This is a genomic window from Thermoflexus sp. (assembly GCF_040289485.1).
Taxonomy (GTDB): Bacteria; Chloroflexota; Anaerolineae; order Thermoflexales; family Thermoflexaceae; genus Thermoflexus.
Genome location: NZ_PSLG01000010.1, coordinates 1 through 21,843 on the forward strand (window position 1 = coordinate 1; position 21,843 = coordinate 21,843).

Genomic DNA, 21,843 nt, shown 5'->3' on the forward strand with positions numbered 1-21,843 from the left:
GCATCCCCTCGATGGGGGAGGGAGCCTTCCCAGCGGGTGGATGGGCTCTGCGGTGGTGGCGGCGGACCAGCCGGTTGCGGCCATCGCCACGGTCGCCAACGATCTGAGCGGATCGCAATACGTCTCGGATGCCTATGTGGGGGTCAGCCAGCCGGATACGCGGATGTTCGCCCCGATCGTGATGGCCAAGCTGGGGCCTTGGAACACCCGCATGGCCATTCAGAACGCCGGGACGGTGGCGACAACGGTGGTCATCACCTACGTGAGCGGGGGCTCCGTGGTGGCCACGCAGCAGGTTGCCAACATCCCGCCCGGGGCGATGGCCCTGGTGGATCAGTTCGACCTCCCTGCGTTGAACAATTTCAACGGGTCGGCGATCCTCTCCAGCGACCAGCCGATCGCTGTGACGGTGGACGAGTACAAAAGCACGGGGGGGCTTCTGGTCTCCTACGCGGCGTTGCCGCTGGCCAAGGCCAGCACGACCCTTTATATGCCTGGCTACATCAACGCTTGGGGGGCGTGGACGACCGATTTCACCATCATCAACACGTCCAGCAGCCCCGCCACCGTGCAGATCGCCTTCACCAACGGCCAAGCGTTGCATTGCGCGATCCCGGGCAACGGGAGCCTCTATCTGAACCCGGCGGCCAATGTCTATGGGGGATGCACGGGGGGTCCTTTGGCTCCTAATTTCTATGGGGCGGCGACGGTGACCTCCGATCAGCCGCTGGTGATCGCATACAACATCGCCAACACCCTGGGGCCGGGGGATCGCGCCATCGGCTATACCGCTTTCGCGCCGAGCGATGTGGGGACGCGCATCGCGGTCCCGCTCATCGAGAACGCCTACAGCGGTGGGCAGTGGGTGACCACTTTCTCCGTGCAGGCCATCAGCGGGACGGCGACGTTGACCCTCCGGTATTCTAACGGCACGGTGAAGACCGGCCTCCGGGTGGACGGTGCGCGGACGTTCAACCAATTGACCGACGGCCATGTCCCGCCCGGGTTCATCGGCAGTGTGGTGATCGAGTCCGATTCCCCCATCGCCGTCATCGGCGATCAGAACAGCCTGGTGAAGCCGGGAGACGTGGCGGCGGGCTTCCCGGGCGTCAAGATCCCATGAGGTGTCCTGGCCGTTGTAAAATCGTGGGGGCGCCCTTCAGGCGCCCCCACGATTTTGGGGGGGCTGTCGATGCATCGGACGGGCCTGGGTATCTTGGTTGTTGCTACAGCGATGGCGCTGGGGGCATGCGCAAGAGGAGGGGAGGGGCGTGTGTCGCCTCTTCCCAGGGGAGGACAAAGCCCTCTTCTGTCTCCTGTGGCCATCTCGCCGGTGGCGTGGCCCGAGCCTCCGACGCAGTGCTATCCTCTGACCGTTGACCTGGAGGCGGCAGCCCTCGGCCCGCAGGATTTCCCGGGCCTCGCCCCTCGTTATCAGATCCGCACAGTCTTCAACGATGGGGTCTCTAGTGGTATTCAGGTGATCTATCCGACCGCCGAGGGGCGTTATCATCCCTTCGCCGAAGGGTTCTCCACCGAGCTCCGGGTTTTCGCTGACCCTGCCCGCGTGCCCGCCGCTTACTCGGAATATCTGCGACAGCTCCCGGGCCCGGCCCGCCCTCTTCCTGGGCCGGCGGATGTCGCGCATGGGGTGGTGGTCGAGGAAGCGGGCGGCGGGGGCCGAACGGTCTGGGGACATTACGTGGTCTTTGCCCACGGCAACCTGATCGGCTACATCCGGATCCGGATCGGGCATCCCCTGTCCGACCGGGACCTGCAGGACAAGGTCGCTGCCATCCTGTCGCGGCTGGGAGGGCATCGGTGAGTGGGGTGCGCGTGCGGCAGGATTTCCTGATCTTCGGGGCACCGCGCCTCCCGGAGGAGGCGATCGCAGCCGTGGTGGAGACCCTGCGCTCCGGGTGGCTGGGGACCGGCCCTCGGGTGGCCGCCTTCGAAGAGGCCTTCGCCCGCTACTTGGGGGCGCCCCATGCGGTGGCCGTCGGCTCGTGCACGGCTGCCCTTCATCTGGCGTTGAAGATCCTGGGCGTGGGGCCTGGGGACGAGGTCGTCACCACCCCGCTGACCTTCGCGGCGACGGCCAACGTCATTGTCCACACCGGGGCGCGGCCGGTGTTCGCCGACGTGGACGAGCGCACCGGCAACCTGGATCCTGAGGCTGTAGCGGCCGTCATCACGCCGCGCACCCGGGCCATCATCGTCGTCCATTATGCGGGGCGGCCGTGCCCCATGGATCGGTTCCGGGACCTGGCTGAGCGCCACGGGCTGTTCCTGATCGAGGACGCGGCCCATGCCCTGGAAGCCTGGTATAGGGGACGGAAGATCGGAACATGGGGGGACATGGCCGCCTTCAGCTTTTACCCCACCAAGAGCCTGACCACGGGCGAGGGGGGGATGTTGGCGACCGCGCGTTCGGAGTGGGCCGAACGCGCCCGCGTCCTCCGGCTCCACGGCCTCAGCCGTGACGCATGGAAGCGGTACAGCGAGGAGGGCGCGATCGATTATGAGGTGGTGGAGCCAGGCTTTAAGTATAACATGACTGACATCCAGGCGGCCATGGGGTTGGCCCAGATGTCTTATCTGGAGCGCTGGCTGGAGCGGCGGGCGCGCCTCTGGACCCTGTATCAGGAGGGTTTGCGGGACCTCCCGGGCCTGATCTTGCCTCCCGAGGCAACCGAGGGGGTCCACGCCCGCCATCTCTACACGATCCGGGTCGATCCTGGCGAGGCCCCTTTCGACCGGGACCGACTGGCCCGCTGGTTGCATCAAGCCCGGATCGGGACGGGGATCCACTATAAAGCCTTGCATTTGCATCCCTTCTATCAACAGGCTTATGGGTATCGTCGGGGGATGTTCCCGCGGGCGGAGCGGATCTCCGATCAAACGCTCTCTCTGCCCTTGACCGCCCACATGGAAGAGGAGGACGTCCTCTACGTCGTTGAGGTCATGCGAGCCCTCTGGAGGGGAGAAGCGGTGGGGTGATGGCATGGTGGCTGGAGCTCTGGCGGTTGAGCCGACGGCGGTTGGCGGACGAACAGGCCTACTATGCCTTTCAGGTCCACCAAGCCCATCGCGTCCTGGATCGGCTGGAGCGGCTGGGCTGCCCCCTGCGGGGGCGGAGGGTCCTGGACTTGGGCTGCGGGGTGGGGGGATACAGCGCCGCGCTGGCACAGCGCGGCGCGCGGGTGGTGGCTCTGGATCTGCACGCCACCGCTTGGTTAAGAGGGATCGCTGAGGCGGTGCAGGCCGACGCCCTGCGCTTGCCCCTTCGCTCGGACTCCGTCGAGGCGGTGTTTTGCGCCAGCCTGATCGAGCATGTCCCGGACCCCCTGGCGCTGTTGCGGGAGATCCAGCGCGTCGTCCGCCCCGACGGATGGATTTATCTGAGCTTCCCGCCGTTCTACAGCCCCGTCGGCGGGCATCAGTTCGCCCCTTTTCATTATCTGGGGGAACGCCTGGCAGTGTCCATCTTGCGGCGGCGGCGGTGGTGGGGTTCCAGCACGTGGGTGCCCCGTCGTTTTCAAACGGCCCCTGCTTCGTTCGCCGAGGCCTTCGGCGATTATGGGCTCTATCCGTTGACGATCCGGAGGGCGCGGCGGTTAATCCAGGAGGCTGGTTTAGAAGTCTCTTGGCAAGGGACGCGGTTCCTGCCCTTGGATCTCTCGCGGCTTCCTCTCCTTGGGGAGCTGCTCACATGGCATGTGGAGTTCGTGCTGCGCCCTCGTTCGGAGAGGGGCCTGCGATGAACGGACCGCAACTCCTGCGTCGCTTCTGGGAAGAGCACGATCGAACGCTCCTGGAGGAAGCGGAGGCAACCATCAGCCTGCGCCACGATCTATACCGCGGGCTGCCAGCATCCCTCAACGGATTTTTCGACGCGCTGCAACGCTGGACGGTGAAATCTCTGGTCCGTGGCTCGCCGCCTCGTCCCGGGGAGCGGATCTTGGATTTGGGGTGTGGGACGGGACGATGGTCGAGGTTCTTTGCAGCCTCCGGAGCACGCCCTGTGGGTGTGGATCTGGGCGTCCATGCCCTTCGCTGGGCCAAGCGGCTGCTCCCGGAAGGGGGATGGGCGGTGATGGCCATACCCCGCCTAGGTTTTCAGGATGGCTCCTTCGATTGGGCGATCTCCGTCACCGTCCTGCAGCATTTGCCTTATCCGGAACAAGAGGAGGCCGTGCGGGAGATCCATCGCCTCCTTCGGCCCGGAGGCCGGGGGATCCTGGTGGAGCTCGTGGATGGAAGCGAGCATGTGTTTTACGTTTTCCCCCGGGCGCCCGAGGATTGGGAGGCGCTGTTCCGGCGCGCGGGGTTTCGGATCCTGAAATCATCCGCCTGCGAGCGGATCCCCTGGGTTCCGATCCTGCGGAAGGCGGCGGCGGTGGTTCGCGCTGGGGGTCGCGAGGGCGGTCGGGATGGGAGGGCGTCCTGGGGAGCGGCGGTGTTGCGCCGTCACCGATGGCTGAGGTGGGGCGTTCCGGTTTTCTTGGCCCTGGCCTATCCGGCGGAGCGAATGGCCGCCTGGCTTAAAATCAGCCGCTGGGCCCGTTACGGAGGTTGGCTGCTCCAAAAGGAAGGGCCATGCGGATCTTGATGCTTACCTCATCGTTTCCCATCTCCCCAGACGAGGGCTACAACGCAGGGGTTTTCGTCCGGGAGGTGGCCTTGGGCTTGGCGCGGATGGGCCATGAGATTCTGGTGCTGACCCCGTCTAAACCCAAGCCCGTTCGCGATCCGGTGTTGCAGGTATGCACCTTCCCATGGCTGGGGGCCTTCTCGGATTTGGCCTCCCTGCCGCCCCATGTAGGCAATCTGATCCGGTTCCTGAGCCTGTTGGCCAGCGGGGCCTGGGCGACGTGGCGCTGGATCCGATGCTGGCGGCCGGCGATGGCCCTGGCCATGTGGGCCATCCCTTCCGGGGCCCTCGCCTATCTTGTCGGGTGCAAGACCGGCCTGCCCTATGGGGTCTGGGCCCTGGGATCCGACGTGTGGGGACGGCGGCGCTATCCATTGGGGGAAGTTATCGTTCGCCGGGTTCTTCAGGGGGCCCGTTTCCGATTGGCCGATGGATGGGGGTTGGCCCGGGAGGTGTCCGAGTTGAGCGGGCGCCCCTGCGCCTTTCTTCCATCGGCCCGCTCGCTGCCCTTGGAGGTCCCTCCAGCGCCGCTGCCCTCGGATCCGGTTCACCTGGCCTTCCTGGGCCGCTTTGAGCGACAGAAGGGGATCGATCTCCTGGTGGAGGCCTTGGCGCCCCTTGTCTGGAACGCCCGGAGGACAGAGTTCCATGTGCATCTGATGGGGGATGGTTCGATGCGCCCGGCCGTGGAGCAGGCCATCGCACGCCACCGCCTGGACCCATGGTTCACGCGATATGGCTATGTGGGCCCCCGACAGGTTACAGCCCTCCTCAAGGCTTCGGATTACCTGGTCATCCCGTCCCGGGTGGAGAGCATCCCGGTGGCCTTTTCGGATGCCATGCAGTGTGGGCTGCCGGTCATCGTCACAGATGTCGGGGATCTGGGACTCTTGACACGCCATTGGCAGGTCGGATGGGTGGCGGGGCCGCCGGAGCCGGCGGCCCTGACCGAAAGCCTGCGCCGGGCCATGGAGGACCGGGGCCGACAGGCCTGCTTCCGGAAGAACACCGCCCGCGCAGCCGCCTTCTTTCGGATCGATCGGATCGTCGATCGGGTGTCCGCCATCTTGGAGGGGAAGATCGATGAGGAGGGACTTACAGCGGAACTACTGGACGTGTTGGGAAACCCGGCGGGATCCGGCCCAGCGCCTTCATAAGGCGAAGAAAATCCAGCGGCTGCTGGAGGAGGCATCGCCCCTGCGACCGCACGCCGCGCGCTCGGTGCTGGATGTCGGCTGCTCCATCGGTGTGATCCTGGAGCACCTCGCGCAGGCCTGGGAGGTCCAAAGGGCTGTTGGGGTAGACATCGACCCGGACGCGCTCCGCATTGCGCGGTCGCGTTCAGCGCGCGCTCTCTATTGCATGGCAGACGGAGAACGTCTGCCTTTCCCCGATCGCTCCTTCGACCTCGTGATCTGCGCCCAGGTGTATGAGCATGTGCCGGATTGGAAGAAACTGATGCGGGAGGTGCATCGGGTCCTTCGGGCGGGGGGGATTTGTTTTTTCAGCGGACCCAATCGGCTGTCCATCTGGGAGGATCACTACCAGCTCCCTTTTTTAAGTTGGCTCCCTCGCCCGTGGGCCCACCGGCTCGTGGGCTGGGCCGGGCGAGGGGCCCAGTATTACGAGCAGCCGGTGACTTGGTGGACCTTGCGGAAGGGGCTGGTCCGCCTGGGATTCCGGATCGTGGACTGCACGCCGCGGCTTTTGGAGGCCCCGGAACGGTTCGCGTTGCAAGCGCCCGCTCTTCAATGGGCCCGCCGGCTGATCCGCATCCTGCCGGCCCCTTTGCGCTCCTGGCTGGTCGCCTTCGTGCCCAATTTCAACCTGATCCTGATCAAGCCGTCCGATGCTTCTATGGGAGAGCCCATCTTTCAGTGACGGCGTACAGCGACGGAAGGACCATGCGGCTCAAGGCAGCCCACGCCATCCGGGTTATTGGGGGGGCTCCGCCGGTGTTTCCAGATCCCGGATTCTTCGTAAGATCTCCTCCAGCAGTCGACGGTTGTCGCCGATGCGGTCGGCCAGGAGGCCGAAGAGGAAGATCAGGAAGGCGAGGATGGTGGCCATGACGGCGACGATCAGGGACTGCAGGTGGCCATACAGGGCGAAGCCCTCGGCGACGAAGAACCAGGCCAGGCGCAGGAACAGGACCAGGCCGATCAGCCAGAAGGGCAGCGACAGGTAAAAGAAGGTCTTCAGGGGCTCGTAGGCGGCGTAGACGCGCACCAGGGTGGCCGCCTGGCGGCGGATGAAGTCCCAGATCCCCTGATGCAGCCGTGAGGGGCGCGGGGTCGGCCGGGCGCGCACCGGGACGTGGGCGACGGCCATGTGGCGTTTGCCGGCCTGGATCAGGTGCTCCACGGTGTAGGAGAAGTCGGTGAGGACGATCAGGCGCAGGGCCGCCTCCCGGCTGTAGGCCCGAAAGCCGCTGGGGGCGTCCGGCACCTCCAGCCCGGAGGCCCAGCGGACCACGGCGGAGCCCAGGACGGAGAGCCACCGCTTGGGCCATGGGAAGTGGGCCAGCCGGACCACCTGACGGTCCCCCACCACGAGGTCGGCGGTCCCCTCTAAGATCGGCCGGATCAGCGCGGGGATGTCGGCCGGATCATATTGCCCGTCGGCGTCCAGGTTGACGATCAGATCGGCCCCCAGCCGCAGGGCCGTGTCCACCCCCGTCTGGAAGGCGGCCGCCAGGCCCCGGTTGCGTCGGTGGCGCACGATGAAGTCGGCCCCCGCCGCCCGGGCCGCCGCCGCCGTGCCGTCGGTGGAGCCATCATCCACCACCAACACCGTCACCCGGGAGACCCCCGGGATCTCCCGCGGGATCTCCTGGATCACCGCCCCGATGGTCTCCGCTTCGTTGTAGGCAGGGATCTGAACCACCAGATGCGCCCCCGCTCCCGATCCCACCCCTCGCGCCTCCCCCGAAATCAGCGCCCTCCATGATCGCCTGCAGCCGTCCCACCGTCAAGCCTGCCCCCGAAGCCCGGACGCGCGCCAGGAGATCCCCACCCGGGACGGCCGCCCGGTCCCCTTGACAATCCTTTGATTTTGTATAGAATTGAAGATAAACAAATCGAAGATATTCGAAACATGCGGTTCCCCCACGAGCGGCGACAGGAGATCCTCCGGTTGCTGGAGGCCCAGGGGCGGGTGTCGGTGGGTGATCTCAGCCGACGCCTCTTGGTCTCCGAGGTGACCATCCGCAAGGACCTGGCCTGGCTGGCGGCCCATGGCTTGCTCATCCGCACCCACGGGGGCGCTGTGCTGGCGGACCGTAACCCCGCGGAACTGGCCTTCGAGTTCCGGGAGCGCCTGAATCGGGAGGAGAAAACCCGCATTGGCCGGGCCGCGGCCACCCTGGTGCAGGACGGCGACAGCATCGCCCTGGACGCCAGCACCACGGCCATGTATCTCGCCCGCTTCCTTCGGGATCGTCGGGAACTCACTGTTGTCACCAACGGCATGCGCGTGGCCATGGAGCTGGCCGGGCGTCCCGGCATCACGGTCCTGATGCCCGGCGGCACGGTCCGCTGGGAGGCTTTCTCGCTGGTTGGCGCCTGGGGCGAGGCCATCCTCCGCCAGGTCAACATCCAGAAGGCCTTCGTGGGCGCCAAGGGGCTGACCCTGGAAGAGGGCCTCACCGACGTCAACCCGGAGGAGGTCCGTATGAAGCGGGCGCTGGTGGAGGCGGCCAAGGAGGTCATCGCCATCCTGGACCACACCAAGTGGGGGCGGGTGGCCTTCGCCACCTTCTGCCCGCTGGAGCGGGTGCGCCTGGTGATCACCGACGACCAGGCGCCCCCCGATCTGGTCGAGGCGGTCCGCCGACGCGGTGTCGAGGTCTGGCGGGTGTGAAGGGCCCTCGGGCGGAGGCGACGCCCGAGCCAGCATCCCCATCGGCGAGGAGGGGTTCCGATGGCGCGGCGACGTCCGACGCGCGCCCACGGGCGGCGGGTCTGGTATATCCCGGACGGCTATCTTCCAGTCCACCGGCCGGAGCAGACGGACCTGGTCAGCCATGAGTCCCTCTGCCTGTTGAACCCGTCTTCCCGCGAGGCCCACGTCACGTTGACGGTCTACTTTGAGGACCGGGAGCCGTTGCGGGGCATCGCTCTGACGGTGCCGCCGGAGCGCACCTGGCACGTCCGGCTGGACCGGCCGGAGCATCTCGGGGGGCACCTCCTCCCCCGGGGGGTGCCTTATGCCCTCAAGGTGGAAAGCGACGTTCCCATCATCGTCCAGCTCTCCCGCATGGACGTCACCCAGCCCAACCTGGCCCTGATGACGACCATGGGCTTCCCGGCCGAGTAGCAGGGGCATCGCCATGGGCCAGCCGCTGCTTGTTCTGCGGGGCATTGCCAAAGCCTTCCCCGGCGTCCAGGCCCTGGCCGGCGTGTCTCTGGAGCTGTGGCCTGGGGAGGTCCACGCCCTGGTCGGGGAGAACGGGGCCGGGAAGTCCACCCTCATTAAGATCGCGGCGGGGGTCTACCTGCCGGACGCTGGGGAGATCCTCTTTGAGGGCCGGCCGGTCCGCTTGCACAGCCCGCGCGACGCGGCCGCCCTGGGCATTGCCGTGATCCACCAGGAGCCTTATCTTTTCCCCACCCTCTCGGTTCTGGAAAACCTCTTTATGGGCTTCCAACCCCGCCGGGGCCTGCTGGACTGGCCGGCGATGGCCCGGCGGGCCCGGGAGGTCCTTCAGGCGCTGGGGGTCGCGCTGCCGTTGGAGGTCCCTGCTGGGGAACTCAGCGCGGCCCAGCAGCAGTTGCTCCAGATCGCCCGGGCGCTGCTGCAGGACGCCCGTGTTCTCATTATGGACGAGCCCACTTCCTCTCTGTCCCAGAAGGAAGTGGCGACGCTGTTCGAGATCGTCCGCCGCCTGCGGGCCCGTGGGGTGGGGATCTTGTATATCACCCATCGCCTGGAGGAGGTTTTCGCCCTGGCTGATCGGGTGACGGTGTTGCGGGACGGCCGGCTGGTAGGCACCTTCCCGGTGGCGACGGTCACCCCGGGGGCGCTGATCGCCCACATGGTCGGCCGGGAGCTCACCCAGTTGTTCCCCCACACCCCGCGCCCGCCCGGCCCGGTCCTCCTGCGGGTCCACGGGTTGGGCCGCCGCGGGCTGTTTGAGGGGATCTCCCTAGAGGTCCGGGCGGGGGAGATCGTGGGGCTGGCGGGGCTGGTGGGGGCGGGTCGGTCGGAGGTCGCCCAGGCGATCTTCGGCCTCCTTCCCCCGGAGACCGGCTTTGTGGAGGTGGACGGCCGTTGCCTGGTCCCCCGGGCGCCGTGGGAGGCGATGGCGGCGGGGATTGTCTATCTGCCGGAGGACCGCCATCGGCAGGGGATCGTGGCCCCCATGTCGGTGCGGGCCAACCTGACCCTGGCGGTGCTCCACCGCCTGGCCCGCCTCGGCCTCGTCGATCGGCGGGCAGAGGACGCCTTGGTCCGCTCCTATCAGGCGCGCCTGCGCATCCGAGCGGCCAGCCTGGAGCAGCCCATCGGCACCCTCTCGGGGGGCAATCAGCAGAAGGTGATCGTCGCCCGGGGGCTGGCCGCCCGGCCCCGGGTGTTGATCTTGGACGAGCCCACGCGGGGGATCGATGTGGGGACAAAGGCGGAGATCCACCGGCTGATGGATGAGCTGGCCGCCCAGGGCATGGGGATCCTGATGATCTCCTCGGAGCTTCCGGAGATCCTGGGGATGTCGGATCGGATCCTGGTGATGCGGGCGGGCCGTTTGGTGGGGGAGCTCTCCCGTGCGGAGGCCACCCAAGAGCGGGTGATGGCTTTGGCCATGGGCGTGGCTTTGGAAGCGGTGGAGGAGGAGGCCGGGGGGAGCCGGGAGGTGCCATGAGGGGCTGGCGAGGGCGGGAGCCTTTCCTTTTCGTCTTGAACGCCTTGCTGTTGGTGGTGCTGGCGGCCGTCACCCCCTTTGACCTGGGGGCGGCGCGGCTGCTCCTGGACAACTACTCCGCCACGTTCATCGGGGCGGTGGGGATGACGCTGGTCATCCTGGCCGGTCAGATCGACCTCTCGGTGGGCTCGGCCCTGGCCCTGGGCGCGGTGGTCGCCGCCGCCGTCTCCCAAGCGGGTTGGCCTCTCCCGCTGGCCTTTCTGGCGCCCATCGGGGTGGGGGTCCTCATCGGGCTGATCAACGGGGTTGTGGTGGCCTACGGGCGGATCCACGCCATCCTGGTCACCCTGGGGATGATGACCCTGTTGCGCGGCCTGGTCGTCCATCTGGTCCCCGCCGGGTGGGTGGCCACCAGCGACGCCTTCAAGGCGGTGGGCCTGGCCCGGCCCCTCGGGGTTTCCACCTCGATTTGGATCGCTGCGGCTTTCGCCCTGGGGGTGGCCCTGGCCGTCCGCTACACCCGGTGGGGGCGGGAGATCTATGCGGTTGGGAGCAACCCCAACGCGGCGGCGATCCTGGGGATCCGACCCCATCGGGTCTGGTTCGCCGTGCTGCTGTTTAACGGGTTCGCCATCGGCCTGGCCAGCGCGGTCCACGCCTCCCGCTTCGGGGTGATCCAGAACAACATCGGTCAGGGGTTCGAGCTCCTGCTGATCACGGCGGTGGTCATCGGGGGGACCAGCATCTTCGGCGGCTACGGGAGCGTTGGGGGGACGCTGCTGGGGGTGCTCTTCCTGGCTCTGGTCCGGTCGGCGCTGATCTACTTCCGGATCCCGGCCCTGTGGGAGCAGGCCGTTTATGGGGCCTTCCTCCTGTTGGCCGTGGGGATCGACATCGTCCGGGCGCGGGCCTGGTCCGGGGCGTGGCGGGGAGGGGCGGCATGAGGACAGGGTTGGCCCGCCATCTCACGCGGGAGCGGATCCTCCTGGTCATCGTCCTGGGCCTGGTGGGGGCCATCGCTGCCCTCACGCCCAAGTTCTTGACGGCCACCAATCTGCAGATCACCTCCCGCTACCTAGTGGAGATCGGCCTGGTGGCCATCCCGATGACTATGATCATCCTGATCCGGGGGATCGACATATCGGTGGGGTCCATCGTCGCCCTGGCCACCATCGTCCTGGGCTTCTCCTGGCAGGTCTACCGTCTGCCGATGGCGATGGCGATCCTGCTGGCCGTGGCGGTGGCGACGTTCTGTGGCTTCCTCAATGGCCTGGTCATCACCCGGGTCCGGGTCCCCGATCTGGTGGTGACCCTCTCCACCCTGGCCATCTACCGGGGGATTGCCGAGGGGCTGGGCGGGGGTCAGCGGGTGTATCTCTATCAGGACCCGTTGATGCGGTGGATCGGGGAGGGGCAGTGGTTCGGGATCCCCCTGGGGCTCTTCCTGCTGCTTCCGGCGGTGGCCGTGGCCGGGCTGGCGCTGGACCGGACGGCGTGGGGGCGGTTTCTGTATGCCATCGGCCACAACGAGACGGCGGCCCGGTTCGCCGGGATCCGGGTGGATCGGATCCGGCTGCTGGTTTACACCCTGTCGGGCTTGGCCAGCGGGGTGAGCGCGGTCTTCCTGGCCGGCCGGCTGGGTACGGCGCGGTCCACTGCGGGGCTGGGGTTGGAGTTCGAGGTGATCACGGCCGTGGTGGTGGGGGGGACAGCCATCTCGGGCGGGGAGGGGAGCATCTGGGGGAGTTTCCTGGGCGTGGTGCTGGTGACGGCGCTGCGCAACGGCCTCAACCTGATCGGAGTGCCCTCGCCGATCCAGGCGATGATCACCGGGGCGCTGCTGATCCTCACCGTGCTGATCAACGAGAACCTGCGGCTCCGCCTCCGGGGCTGGGTCCGTCCGTTGGCCCTGGCGCCGGGGGAGGAACCTGTGGTGGAACCGACCCCTGCGGCCAACCCGGGCCCTGCCGAAAGGCGGTGAGCCGGCCAGCGGCCCGCTCCACCACCCAAATCCTATAAGAGGAGGGAGGTTGCCATGAAGCGCCCGTTGCTTTGGCTGACCGTGGCGTTGGTCCTCGCCCTGGTGCTGGCGCAGTGCGCACCCACGCCGACGCCAGCGCCCACCCGGCCGCCGGCGGCCCTGCCCACCCCCACGGCCGCCCCGGCCAAGAAGTTCGTCATCTACCATGTCCCCAAGGCCGTGGGCATCGATTACTTCAAGTCGGCCCATCAGGGGATGGAGGAGGCGGCCAAGGCGTTTGGCGACGTGGAGTTGCACTATGAGGGCTCCATCAACGCCAGCGCCGAGGAGCAGATCAAGGTCCTCGAGGACATCATCACCAAGAAGCCGGACGCCCTGATCGTCTCGGCCAACGACCCCCAGGCCCTTGTCCCGGTCCTCAAGCGGGCGAAGGACGCGGGCATCACCGTGGTCACCTATGACGCCGACGTGCTGCCCGAAGCCCGGGTCTTCTTCATCAACCAGGCCACCTTCGAGGGCATCGGCAAGGCCCTGATCGACGAGGCGGCGAAGCAGGTGGGCCCGGAGGCCAAGATCGCCATCATCTCCACCTTCCCCACGGCGCCCAACCAGAGCCGGTGGGTAGAGGAGATGAAGAAGTATATGGCCAAGGCCTACCCGAAGATGCAACTGGTGGACATCCGCTACGGCGAGGACGATCAGGCCAAGAGCCGGCAGCAGGCCACCGATCTCATCGCCGCCCATCCCGAGGTCCAGTTCCTGATCGTCCCCACCTCGGTGGGCTGCCCCGGCGTGGCCGATGCCCTGGAGGCGGCGGGCAAGGTGGGCCAGATCAAGATGACCTGTCTGGCCACCCCCAACGGGATGCGGGCCTACGTCAAGCGGGGCACCCTGGAGGCTTTCTATCTGTGGAACGTGGTGGACCTGGGCTATCTGGCCATGGTTGTGACCCACGGGCTGCTAACCGGCCAGATCAAGCCCACCGATAAGAAGGTCCCCGCGGGCCGGCTGGGCGAGCGGGAGGTCGGGCCGGACAACGTGATCCTGCTGGGCCCGCCCTTCCGCTTCGACAAGAACAACATCGATCAGTTTAACTTCTGAGGCCAAGCGGCGAGCGCCCTTCGGGGGAGGGCCCGAAGGCCCTCCCCCGGGGCGCGGGAGGGGAGCCCATGCGGGAGGTGCCTGGATACGCAGCCCTGGCGGAGGCGCTGGAGCGGCGGGGCGGGGGGGTGGAGGCCGTCAAGGCGGCCTTGAAGCGCCAGCGCATTGAGACCCCTTCCTGGGGTTACGGGAACTCCGGCACTCGTTTCAAGGTCTTCCCCTGGCCCGGGGCGGCCCGCAACATCTACGAGAAGCTGGCCGACGCCGCCCAGGTCCATCGCTTCACCGGGGTGTGCCCCACAGTGGCCATCCACATCCCGTGGGACAAGGTGGACGATTGGGAGGGTCTGAAGCAGTATGCGGCCAGCCTGGGCCTGGCCATCGGCGCCGTCAACCCCAACCTCTTCCAGGACGACGTTTACAAACTGGGGAGCGTCTGCCATCCGGATCCGGCGGTGCGCCGCCGGGCGGTGGAGCACATGTTGGAGTGCGTCGAGATCGCACGCCGGGTCGGCTCCTCGATCCTCAGCCTGTGGTTCGCCGACGGGACCAACTATCCGGGCCAGGACGATTTCCGGGCTCGCAAGCACTGGATGCTGGAGGCCCTCGCCGAGGTCTACCGACAGATGCCCGAAGGGATGCGGATGCTGATCGAGTATAAATTCTTCGAGCCGGCTTTCTACCACACCGACCTGGCTGACTGGGGGATGGCCTATGTGATGGCGACCCACCTGGGCCCGCGGGCCCAGGTGCTGGTGGACACCGGGCACCATCCCCAGGGGACGAACATCGAGCATCTGGTGGCTTTCCTGCTGGACGAGGGCCGGCTGGGTGGGTTCCACTTCAACAGCCGGAAATACGCGGACGACGACCTCATCGTGGGCGCCATCAATCCTTTCGAGCTCTTCCTGATCTTCAACGAACTGGTCGCTGCCGAGGAGGACCCGCGGACGGCAGAGACGGCCCGTGCGGTGGCCTACATGATCGACCAGTCCCACAACATCGAGCCCAAGATCGAGGCTATGATCCAATCGGTGATCAATATCCAGACGGCCTATGCCAAGGCGCTGTTAGTAGACCGCCGGCGGCTGCGGGAGGCCCAGGAGGCCGGCGACGTGCTGGAGGCCCATCGGGTGCTGCAGGAGGCTTACGAGACCGATGTGCGCCCGCTGCTGGCCCAGGTGCGGCTGGAGATGGGGTTGGATCCGGACCCCATCGCCGCCTTCCGGCGCAGCGGCTACGCGGAGAAGGTCGCCCGGGAACGGGGGACGGCGGCGGCCAGCAGTGGCTACCCAGGTGCCGCGTGAGGAGCTACGCCCTTCCTCCGGGAGGCCTAGGTCTGCTATGGATGAAGGCAAGGAAGGGAGGGAGGAACGGAATGCCGCGCAACCTCTGGAACGAGGCGGAGGCGGCCGGGCTCAGCGAGTTGGAGTTGCTGGTCTATCGCTCCCGCCTGCTGGGGGCGGACCGCAGCGTGTGCAACATCTTCGGCGGAAACACCTCGGCCAAGACGGTGGAGCCCGATTTCCGCGGCCGACCGGTCCGGGTTCTCTGGGTGAAGGGCTCGGGCTCGGACCTGGCCACCATCACGGTGAAGGGCTTCGCCGCCCTGCGGCTGGACGATGTGTTGCCCCTGATGGAGCGGGAGCGCCTTTCCGATGAGGAGATGGTGGACTATCTCTCCCACTGCTACCTCCACCCCGGGATGCCCCGCCCTTCCATCGAGACGCTGCTCCATGCTTTCATCCCGGCCCCCCACGTGGACCACACCCATCCCGACGCCATCATCAGCCTGGCGACCTCGGAGAACGGGCCGGAGCACGTGCGGCGTCTCTACGGGGAACGGGCGGTGTGGGTGCCCTATGTGCGGCCGGGCTTCACCCTGAGCAAGTGGATCGCCGAGGCGGTGCGGTCCCACCCGCGGGCGGAGTGCGTGGTGATGGCCAAGCACGGGCTGGTGACCTGGGGGGAGGATGCCCGCTCCTGCTACGAGAACACGATCCGGATCATCCAGGAGGCGGAGGATTATATCGCCGAGCGGGCGGCCGGCCGCCGGGTCTTCGGCGGCGTCCGGGTGCCCGCCCTGGAGGAGGGGCGCCGCCGGGCGGTCGCCGCGGCCGTGCTGCCGATCGTACGGGGGGCGGTGAGCCGGGACCGACGGCACATCCTGTGCTACGACGACAGCCCGGCGGTGCTGGACTTCGTGGGCAGCGAGCGGGCCCGGGAGGTGGCCATGGTCGGCTCGGCCTGTCCGGACCACCTCGTGCACACCAAGCACTGGCCGCTGTTTGTGGATTGGGACGGCGTCGACGTGGAGGGGTTGAAGGCCCGGCTGGCTCAGGAGATCGCGCGCTACCGGGAGGCCTATCTCCGTTACGTCGAGATCCACCGCAGCCCCCAAGACCCGATCATGGACCCTTCGCCGCGGATCGTGCTTATCCCCGGCCTGGGGATGATCGCCACCGGCCGGGATGCCTTCATGGCCGGGGTGGCCCGGGACCTCTACCACCGGGCCATCGCTGTGATGCACGGGGCCACCGCCCTTGACCGCTTCGTCTCCCTGACCCCTGCCGAAGCCTATGCGGTGGAATACTGGCCGCTGGAACTGTATAAACTCACTTTGCGCCCGCCGGAGCGGGAACTGGCCGGCCGGGTGGCGGTGATCACAGGCGGGGCCTCCGGGATCGGACGGGCGACGGCCTACCGACTGGCCCAAGAGGGCGCCCACTTGGTTATCTTGGACATCAACCGGGAGGGCGCGGAGGCGGTGGCTGCCGACCTTGTGGCCCGCTATGGCGAGGGGCGGAGCCTAGCCGTCCCATGCGATGTGACCGACGAGGCGCAGGTGGCGGAGGCCTTCCGGCAGGCCGTTTTGGCCTATGGAGGGGTCGACATCGTCATCAACAACGCTGGCATCGCCCACTCGGCCCCGATCACTGAGACCCACCTCGAGGATTGGGACCGCGTCTACAACGTTCTGGTCCGCGGGTATTTCCTGGTGGCCCGGGAGGCCTTCCGGATCTGGAAGGCCCAGGGGATCGGCGGCAGCATGGTCATCGTCGCCTCCAAGAACGCCCTCGCCGCGGGCAAGAATGTCGCCGCCTACAGTTCGGCGAAAGCGGCCGAGGTCCATCTGGCCCGATGCCTGGCCGAGGAGGGGGGTGAAATCGGCGTGCGGGTCAACGTCGTCTGCCCCGACGCGGTCCTGCGGGGCTCCAGCATCTGGGACACCCGCTGGCGGGAGGAGCGGGCCCGAACTTATGGGATCGCCCCGGAGCAACTGGAGGAGTTCTACCGGCAGCGCACCACCCTGAAGGTGAACGTCTTCCCCGAGGACGTGGCCGAGGCCATCCTCTTCTTCGCATCGGACCGCTCGGCCAAGACCACCGGCGGGATCCTCACCGTCGATGGCGGGGTCCCGACCGCCTACGTGCGCTGAGCCCGGAGGACCCCATGACCTGGATGGTCGCCCTGGATCTAGGGGCCGAGAGCGGGCGGGCCGTGTTGGGATTCTTCGACGGCGAGCGCCTGCAGGTGGAGGAGATCCATCGCTTCCCCAACATCCCCGTCCGCGTCCGGGGGACGCTCTTCTGGGATGTGCTGCGGCTGTTCGACGGCGTGAAGGAGGCCCTGGGGCGGGCCGCCCGGACGGCGGGCGGGGCCATCGCCGCCATCGGCGTGGACGCCTGGGGGGTGGACTTCGCGCTCCTTGACCGCCGAGGGCACCTGGTGGGGAACCCGGTCCATTACCGGGACCGACGCACCGAGGGCATGATGGAGGCAGTTTTCCAGCGGGTCCCCCCCGAGGAGATCTACGCCCGCACCGGCATCCAGTTCATGCCGATCAACACCCTCTATCAGTTGTTCGCCATGGTGGTCCGGGAGGATCCCCTGTTAGAGATCGCCCGGACCTTTCTCACCATCCCCGATCTTTTCCAATACTGGCTGAGCGGCGTGCTGGCCTGCGAGTTCACCAACGCCACCACTACCCAGTGCTACGATCCCCGACGGGGGGAGTGGGCGTGGGATCTGCTGGGGCGCCTGGGGATCCCGACGCACCTGTTCCCGCAGATCCGGCCCCCGGGCACCATCCTGAGCCCTCTGCAACCCGAGGTGGCTGAGGAAGTAGGGCTCCCCCATGCCCTGGTCATCGCCCCCGCCAGCCACGACACCGGCTCGGCGGTGGCGGCCGTCCCCTTCGAGGATCCAGACGCCGCCTACATCAGTTCGGGGACGTGGTCCCTGGTGGGGGTGGAGGTGCATGCCCCGATCCTGGAGGATCGGGCCCGGCGCGAGAACTTCACCAACGAAGGGGGGGTCGGGGGCACCTTCCGGTTCCTGAAAAACGTGATGGGGCTGTGGCTGCTGCAGGAGTGCCGGCGCACGTGGACGGCCCGGGGCCAGGCCTGGGACTATGAGGCGCTGGTCCGGCTGGCGGAGACGGCGCCGCCCCTGCAGGCCTTCATCGACCCCGACGACCCCCGCTTCCTGCCGCCCGGGGACATGCCGGCCCGCATTCAGGCGTTCTGCCAGGAGACCGGGCAGCCGGTCCCTCAGGGGCCAGCGGAGATCGTCCGATGCATTCTGGAGAGCCTGGCCCTGAAATATCGCTGGGTGATCGAGCGCTTGGAGGTCCTCCTCGGCCGCCGGATCCCCGCTATCCACGTGGTCGGCGGCGGATCCCGCAACGCCCTCCTCTGCCAGTGGACGGCCGACGCATGTGGGCGCCCGGTGCTGGCCGGCCCGGCGGAGGCCACGGCCATCGGCAACTTGATGGTCCAGGCCATGGCCCTGGGGGCGGTGGGAAGCCTGGAGGAGGCCCGCGCGGTGATCCGTCGCTCCTTTGTGCCCATCCCCTACGCGCCGGCCTCCTCCGACCGCTGGGAGGCGGCCTACCACCGGTTCGTCCGCATGCTGTCCGCCCGCTCCGCCGTTTCGGGCTGAAGGGCGCCGCATGCTACACTGAGGAGCTGTCGACAGGACCATCCGGTTTCGCGAGGGATCCCGATGGCCTTCCCCTCCCCTGCCTTTCGTCAGCGGATCCGACAGGGGTTGGCAGACGCGCGGCTCCAGGAGGCGCTGGGGCGGGCGATCCCCACCTTTGTGGCCGCCCGGGACGCCGCCTTCGCCGCCCTGCCGGACGCCGAGGCCGTGCGCGACCGGGCCCGGGCCATCCGGGCCCACACGATGGCCCACCTGGACCGTTATCTCGAGCAGTTCGCCCGGGAGGTGGAGCGGCGCGGGGGGAAGGTCTTCTGGGCGGCCACTGCCCGGGAGGCCTGCGATTACGTCGTCCGCCTCGCCCGGGCCCGGGGTGTGACCATGGTCGCCAAGAGCAAATCCATGGTCGGCGAGGAGATCGGCCTCAACGCGGCCCTGGAGGCTGCTGGGATCCGGGCGGTGGAGACCGATCTCGGGGAGTTCATCATCCAACTGGCCGGCGAGCGCCCCTCCCACATCATCACCCCCGCCATCCACAAGCGCCGGGAGGACGTCTCGCTCCTCTTCCAGAAGCACCTGGGGATGCCGCCCACCGACGAGATCGCGGCGATGACGGCAGCGGCCCGGCAGGCCCTGCGCCAGATCTTCCTGGACGCCCGCATGGGCGTCAGCGGGGTCAACTTCGGCATCGCCGAGAGCGGGACGCTGGTGCTGGTGACCAACGAGGGCAACGGCCGGATGGTGACCACGCTGCCCCCCATCCACGTGGCCTTGATGGGGATCGAGCGGGTGGTCCCCACGTGGGAGGACACCGAGATCCTGCTGCGGGTGTTGGCCCGCAGCGCCACCGGTCAGGCTATGACCGTTTACACCTCTTTCCTCACCGGGCCCCGCCGTCCCGACGAGCCCGATGGCCCCGAGGAGCTCCACGTGGTCCTGGTGGACAACGGGCGCTCCCGCTGGCTGGGCACCCCCTTGGAGGAGGCCCTCTATTGCATCCGGTGCGGGGCCTGCCTGAACGCCTGCCCGGTCTACCAGGCCATCGGCGGCCACGCTTACGGCAGCGTGTATCCGGGGCCCATCGGGTCCATCGTGACGCCGATGCTGGGAGACGGGAACGGCGCCGAACTGGCTTACGCCAGCAGCCTGTGCGGCGCCTGTCAGGCCATCTGCCCGGTCCGTATCGCTATCCCCGACCTGCTGGTCCGCTGGCGGCAGATGCGGGCCGGGGCTCTGTTGCCGGCCTGGGAGCGGTGGGGCCTGTGGCTGTATAGCCGGATCGCAGGCCATCCCCGCCTCTGGGCCTGGGCGGGCCGCTGGGCCCAGCGCCTGTTGCGGGCCCTGGGCCGGGGCGGGTGGCTCCGTCGGGGGGTCGGCCCGCTGCGGGCCTGGACGGCCGTCCGCGATCTCCCGGTCTCTCAGCGCGCCGCTTTCCGCGACTGGTGGGCTTCCCGGTCGGAGGATTGAGCAGCGATGGCGAACCCAGTGCTGGAAGCCATCCGCCGGCGGGCCACTCGCCGGGAGGTGGCCCTGGGGCCGACGCCCGCCTGGCCCCGCGCGGGCGCTTCGGAGGAGGCGGTGGCGGCGCTGCCGGCCGTCTGGGCCGCCCTCGGCGTCCAAACGGTCCCCTGTCGCACCCTCGTGGAAGCGGCCCAGCGATCGGCGGCCCTGCTCCAGGAACGGGGCGTTCGAGGGGTCCTCACGGATGGACGGACGATCGCCTTCTGTCCGGGCCTGGTTGACGCCCTGGAGGCGGGTGGCTTGACCGTCCTGAGCGGCAAATTGCCGCACGAGGAGGGCCCGCGCTATCTGAGCCTGCAGCGCTGGGCCACGGCGGAGGCAGGGATCACCGTGGTGATGGCTGCCTTCGCCGACACCGGGACCCTGTGGGTGGCCGGCGGGCCGGGGGGGAGCCGCTGTGCCTCCCTGCTGCCTCCGCTGCACCTCGCCCTGGTCCCGCGCTCCCGTGTCTATCCGTGCTTCGCCGCCTGGATCGCGGCCGCCCGCGCTGACGGGACGCTGGCCCGATGGATCGAGGAGAGCAGCGCCTGGATCGCCATCACGGGGCCCAGCCGGACCTCTGACATCGAGAAGGTCCTCACCATCGGGGTGCACGGGCCGAAGGCGGTGATCGCCTTGCTCATCGAGGAGGCATGATGGGGCCGACCGTCCAGTTGTTCGTGACCTGCCTGGTGGACTGGCTACGGCCGGAGATCGGGATCGCGGCTGTCCGGCTGCTGGAGCGGGCCGGCGTCTCGGTCCGCTTCCCCGAGGCTCAGACCTGCTGCGGGCAGCCGGCCTTCAACGTGGGACGTTGGGCGGAGGCCCGCGCGATGGCCGTGCACTGGGTGCAGACTTTCGATCCGGACCTCCCGGTGGTGGCCCCCTCGGGCTCATGCGTGGCCATGGTCCGGCACGGGTATCGGGATCTGCTCGCTGGACACGCCCTGTTCACCCGCTGGGAGGCCCTGGCGGCGCGGACCTATGAACTGAGCCAGTATCTCGTCGAGGTGCTGGGGATTGCCGATCTGGGGATCCGCCGGGAGGGGACGGTGACCTACCATCCGTCCTGCCATCTGTTGCGGATGCTGGGGGTGCGGGAGGCGCCAGAGCGGCTGATCCGGGCGGCCAGGGCCGCTTACGTCCCGCTGCCGGAGGCCGAGACCTGTTGCGGGTTCGGGGGGCTGTTCGCGGTGCATTTCGAGGACCTATCGGGAGCCATGCTGGAGCGGAAGATCCGGGCGGTGCAGCAGACCGGGGCGGAGACGGTGTTGGGGTGCGACTGGAGCTGCCTGATGCACATCGGCGGGGGGCTGCACCGCCGGGGCCTCCCTGTCCGGGCCCTCCATCTGGCCGAATGGCTGGCCGAGGCCTTGTGAACGGGACCGCGTCTATGATCCTCCACAAACATCGTCCTGCCCTCATGTTCTGAAGGGGGAGCCAGTGCGGGGTTTGTATCTGCTCTCGGTGGCGGTGCATCTCTTGGCGGCGGCCTGGTGGATCGGAGGGTTGCTGTTCCTCGCGACGGGGGTGGTGCCGGTGATCCGCCGGCCCTTCTTCCAGGCGGTTTCAACGGAGTTCATGCGCCAGGTCGGCTTGCAGTTTCGACGGCTGGGCTGGATCGCCCTGGGGCTGCTGGTGCTGAGCGGCCTGGTCAACCTGCTGGGACGGGGGGTGACGCCCGACCGGTTGCTGCAGCCGGCCTTCTGGTCTGGCCCCTTCGGCCGGGCCCTGGCCGGCAAACTGGCCGCTGTGGCGCTGATCTTCCTCTTTAACGCCTTGCACGATTTCTGGGCCGGCCCGCGG

At 68.1% G+C, this 21,843-nt stretch carries 21 protein-coding genes; 20 read left to right on the forward strand and 1 reads right to left on the reverse strand.

The features are described 5' to 3' along the window. From C4313_RS02960 to C4313_RS02990, 7 genes are all read left to right on the forward strand, one after another. The coding region (locus C4313_RS02960) for a hypothetical protein (protein WP_352428387.1) at window positions 1-1,123 on the forward strand (1,123 nt) is incomplete at its 5' end. Between the two features lie 210 nt (window positions 1,124-1,333). After that, on the forward strand, window positions 1,334-1,825 hold the full coding sequence (locus C4313_RS02965) for a hypothetical protein (RefSeq protein ID WP_352428388.1): 492 nt from the start codon (window positions 1,334-1,336) through the stop codon (window positions 1,823-1,825). Next, the gene (locus tag C4313_RS02970; RefSeq protein WP_352428389.1) at window positions 1,822-3,000 is read left to right on the forward strand and encodes a DegT/DnrJ/EryC1/StrS family aminotransferase; all 1,179 of its coding nucleotides are present in this window, start codon (window positions 1,822-1,824) and stop codon (window positions 2,998-3,000) included. Before C4313_RS02965 ends, C4313_RS02970 begins: the two co-directional genes overlap by 4 nt. Further along, window positions 3,000-3,764 (forward strand): methyltransferase domain-containing protein, encoded by a 765-nt coding sequence (locus tag C4313_RS02975; RefSeq protein ID WP_352428436.1) that lies wholly within the window; start codon window positions 3,000-3,002, stop codon window positions 3,762-3,764. Before C4313_RS02970 ends, C4313_RS02975 begins: the two co-directional genes overlap by 1 nt. Continuing rightward, window positions 3,761-4,612 carry a class I SAM-dependent methyltransferase gene (locus C4313_RS02980; protein WP_352428390.1) on the forward strand — a complete coding sequence of 284 codons (852 nt, stop codon included), beginning with the start codon at window positions 3,761-3,763 and terminating at the stop codon, window positions 4,610-4,612. The genes C4313_RS02975 and C4313_RS02980 overlap by 4 nt, the downstream gene beginning before the upstream one ends. Then, window positions 4,600-5,811 carry a glycosyltransferase gene (locus C4313_RS02985; protein ID WP_352428391.1) on the forward strand — a complete coding sequence of 404 codons (1,212 nt, stop codon included), beginning with the start codon at window positions 4,600-4,602 and terminating at the stop codon, window positions 5,809-5,811. The genes C4313_RS02980 and C4313_RS02985 overlap by 13 nt, the downstream gene beginning before the upstream one ends. Further along, complete coding sequence (locus C4313_RS02990; protein WP_352428392.1) at window positions 5,738-6,535, forward strand: class I SAM-dependent methyltransferase; 798 nt, start codon at window positions 5,738-5,740, stop codon at window positions 6,533-6,535. The genes C4313_RS02985 and C4313_RS02990 overlap by 74 nt, the downstream gene beginning before the upstream one ends. Before the next feature lie 54 nt (window positions 6,536-6,589). On the opposite strand, the gene C4313_RS02995 is transcribed toward C4313_RS02990, so the two are convergent. Next, entirely contained in the window at window positions 6,590-7,567 is a 978-nt protein-coding gene (locus tag C4313_RS02995) for a glycosyltransferase family 2 protein (protein ID WP_352428393.1), read from the reverse strand. 183 nt (window positions 7,568-7,750) lie between these two features. Between C4313_RS02995 and C4313_RS03000 the strand changes: the two genes are divergently transcribed. From C4313_RS03000 to C4313_RS03060, 13 genes are all read left to right on the forward strand, one after another. Then, window positions 7,751-8,515 (forward strand): DeoR/GlpR family DNA-binding transcription regulator, encoded by a 765-nt coding sequence (locus tag C4313_RS03000; protein ID WP_352428394.1) that lies wholly within the window; start codon window positions 7,751-7,753, stop codon window positions 8,513-8,515. Window positions 8,516-8,575: 60 nt separating this feature from the next. Further along, window positions 8,576-8,971 (forward strand): sensory rhodopsin transducer, encoded by a 396-nt coding sequence (locus tag C4313_RS03005; protein ID WP_352428395.1) that lies wholly within the window; start codon window positions 8,576-8,578, stop codon window positions 8,969-8,971. Between the two features lie 13 nt (window positions 8,972-8,984). Then, the gene (locus C4313_RS03010; RefSeq protein ID WP_352428396.1) at window positions 8,985-10,514 is read left to right on the forward strand and encodes a sugar ABC transporter ATP-binding protein; all 1,530 of its coding nucleotides are present in this window, start codon (window positions 8,985-8,987) and stop codon (window positions 10,512-10,514) included. Continuing rightward, the gene (locus tag C4313_RS03015; RefSeq protein WP_352428397.1) at window positions 10,511-11,458 is read left to right on the forward strand and encodes an ABC transporter permease; all 948 of its coding nucleotides are present in this window, start codon (window positions 10,511-10,513) and stop codon (window positions 11,456-11,458) included. The genes C4313_RS03010 and C4313_RS03015 overlap by 4 nt, the downstream gene beginning before the upstream one ends. After that, window positions 11,455-12,495, forward strand: coding sequence for an ABC transporter permease (locus C4313_RS03020; RefSeq protein ID WP_352428398.1), 1,041 nt, complete (start codon window positions 11,455-11,457; stop codon window positions 12,493-12,495). The genes C4313_RS03015 and C4313_RS03020 overlap by 4 nt, the downstream gene beginning before the upstream one ends. Before the next feature lie 54 nt (window positions 12,496-12,549). Further along, window positions 12,550-13,596 (forward strand): autoinducer 2 ABC transporter substrate-binding protein, encoded by a 1,047-nt coding sequence (locus C4313_RS03025; RefSeq protein WP_352428399.1) that lies wholly within the window; start codon window positions 12,550-12,552, stop codon window positions 13,594-13,596. Between the two features lie 68 nt (window positions 13,597-13,664). After that, entirely contained in the window at window positions 13,665-14,903 is a 1,239-nt protein-coding gene (rhaI, locus tag C4313_RS03030; protein WP_352428400.1) for an L-rhamnose isomerase, read from the forward strand. A 71-nt stretch (window positions 14,904-14,974) separates the two neighbouring features. Continuing rightward, window positions 14,975-17,035, forward strand: a complete 2,061-nt coding sequence (locus C4313_RS03035) for a bifunctional aldolase/short-chain dehydrogenase (protein ID WP_352428401.1) — start codon at window positions 14,975-14,977, stop codon at window positions 17,033-17,035. Window positions 17,036-17,049: 14 nt separating this feature from the next. After that, window positions 17,050-18,540 carry a rhamnulokinase gene (locus C4313_RS03040; protein ID WP_352428402.1) on the forward strand — a complete coding sequence of 497 codons (1,491 nt, stop codon included), beginning with the start codon at window positions 17,050-17,052 and terminating at the stop codon, window positions 18,538-18,540. Window positions 18,541-18,603: 63 nt separating this feature from the next. Then, window positions 18,604-20,004, forward strand: a complete 1,401-nt coding sequence (locus tag C4313_RS03045; RefSeq protein ID WP_352428403.1) for a LutB/LldF family L-lactate oxidation iron-sulfur protein — start codon at window positions 18,604-18,606, stop codon at window positions 20,002-20,004. A 6-nt stretch (window positions 20,005-20,010) separates the two neighbouring features. Beyond that, a complete protein-coding gene (locus C4313_RS03050) occupies window positions 20,011-20,694 on the forward strand; it encodes a LutC/YkgG family protein (protein WP_352428404.1) in 684 nt (227 codons plus the stop codon). Beyond that, entirely contained in the window at window positions 20,694-21,416 is a 723-nt protein-coding gene (locus C4313_RS03055) for a (Fe-S)-binding protein (protein ID WP_352428405.1), read from the forward strand. The genes C4313_RS03050 and C4313_RS03055 overlap by 1 nt, the downstream gene beginning before the upstream one ends. 64 nt (window positions 21,417-21,480) lie before the next feature. Beyond that, window positions 21,481-21,843 (forward strand): CopD family protein (locus C4313_RS03060; protein WP_352428406.1); only part of this gene is annotated, 363 nt, incomplete at its 3' end.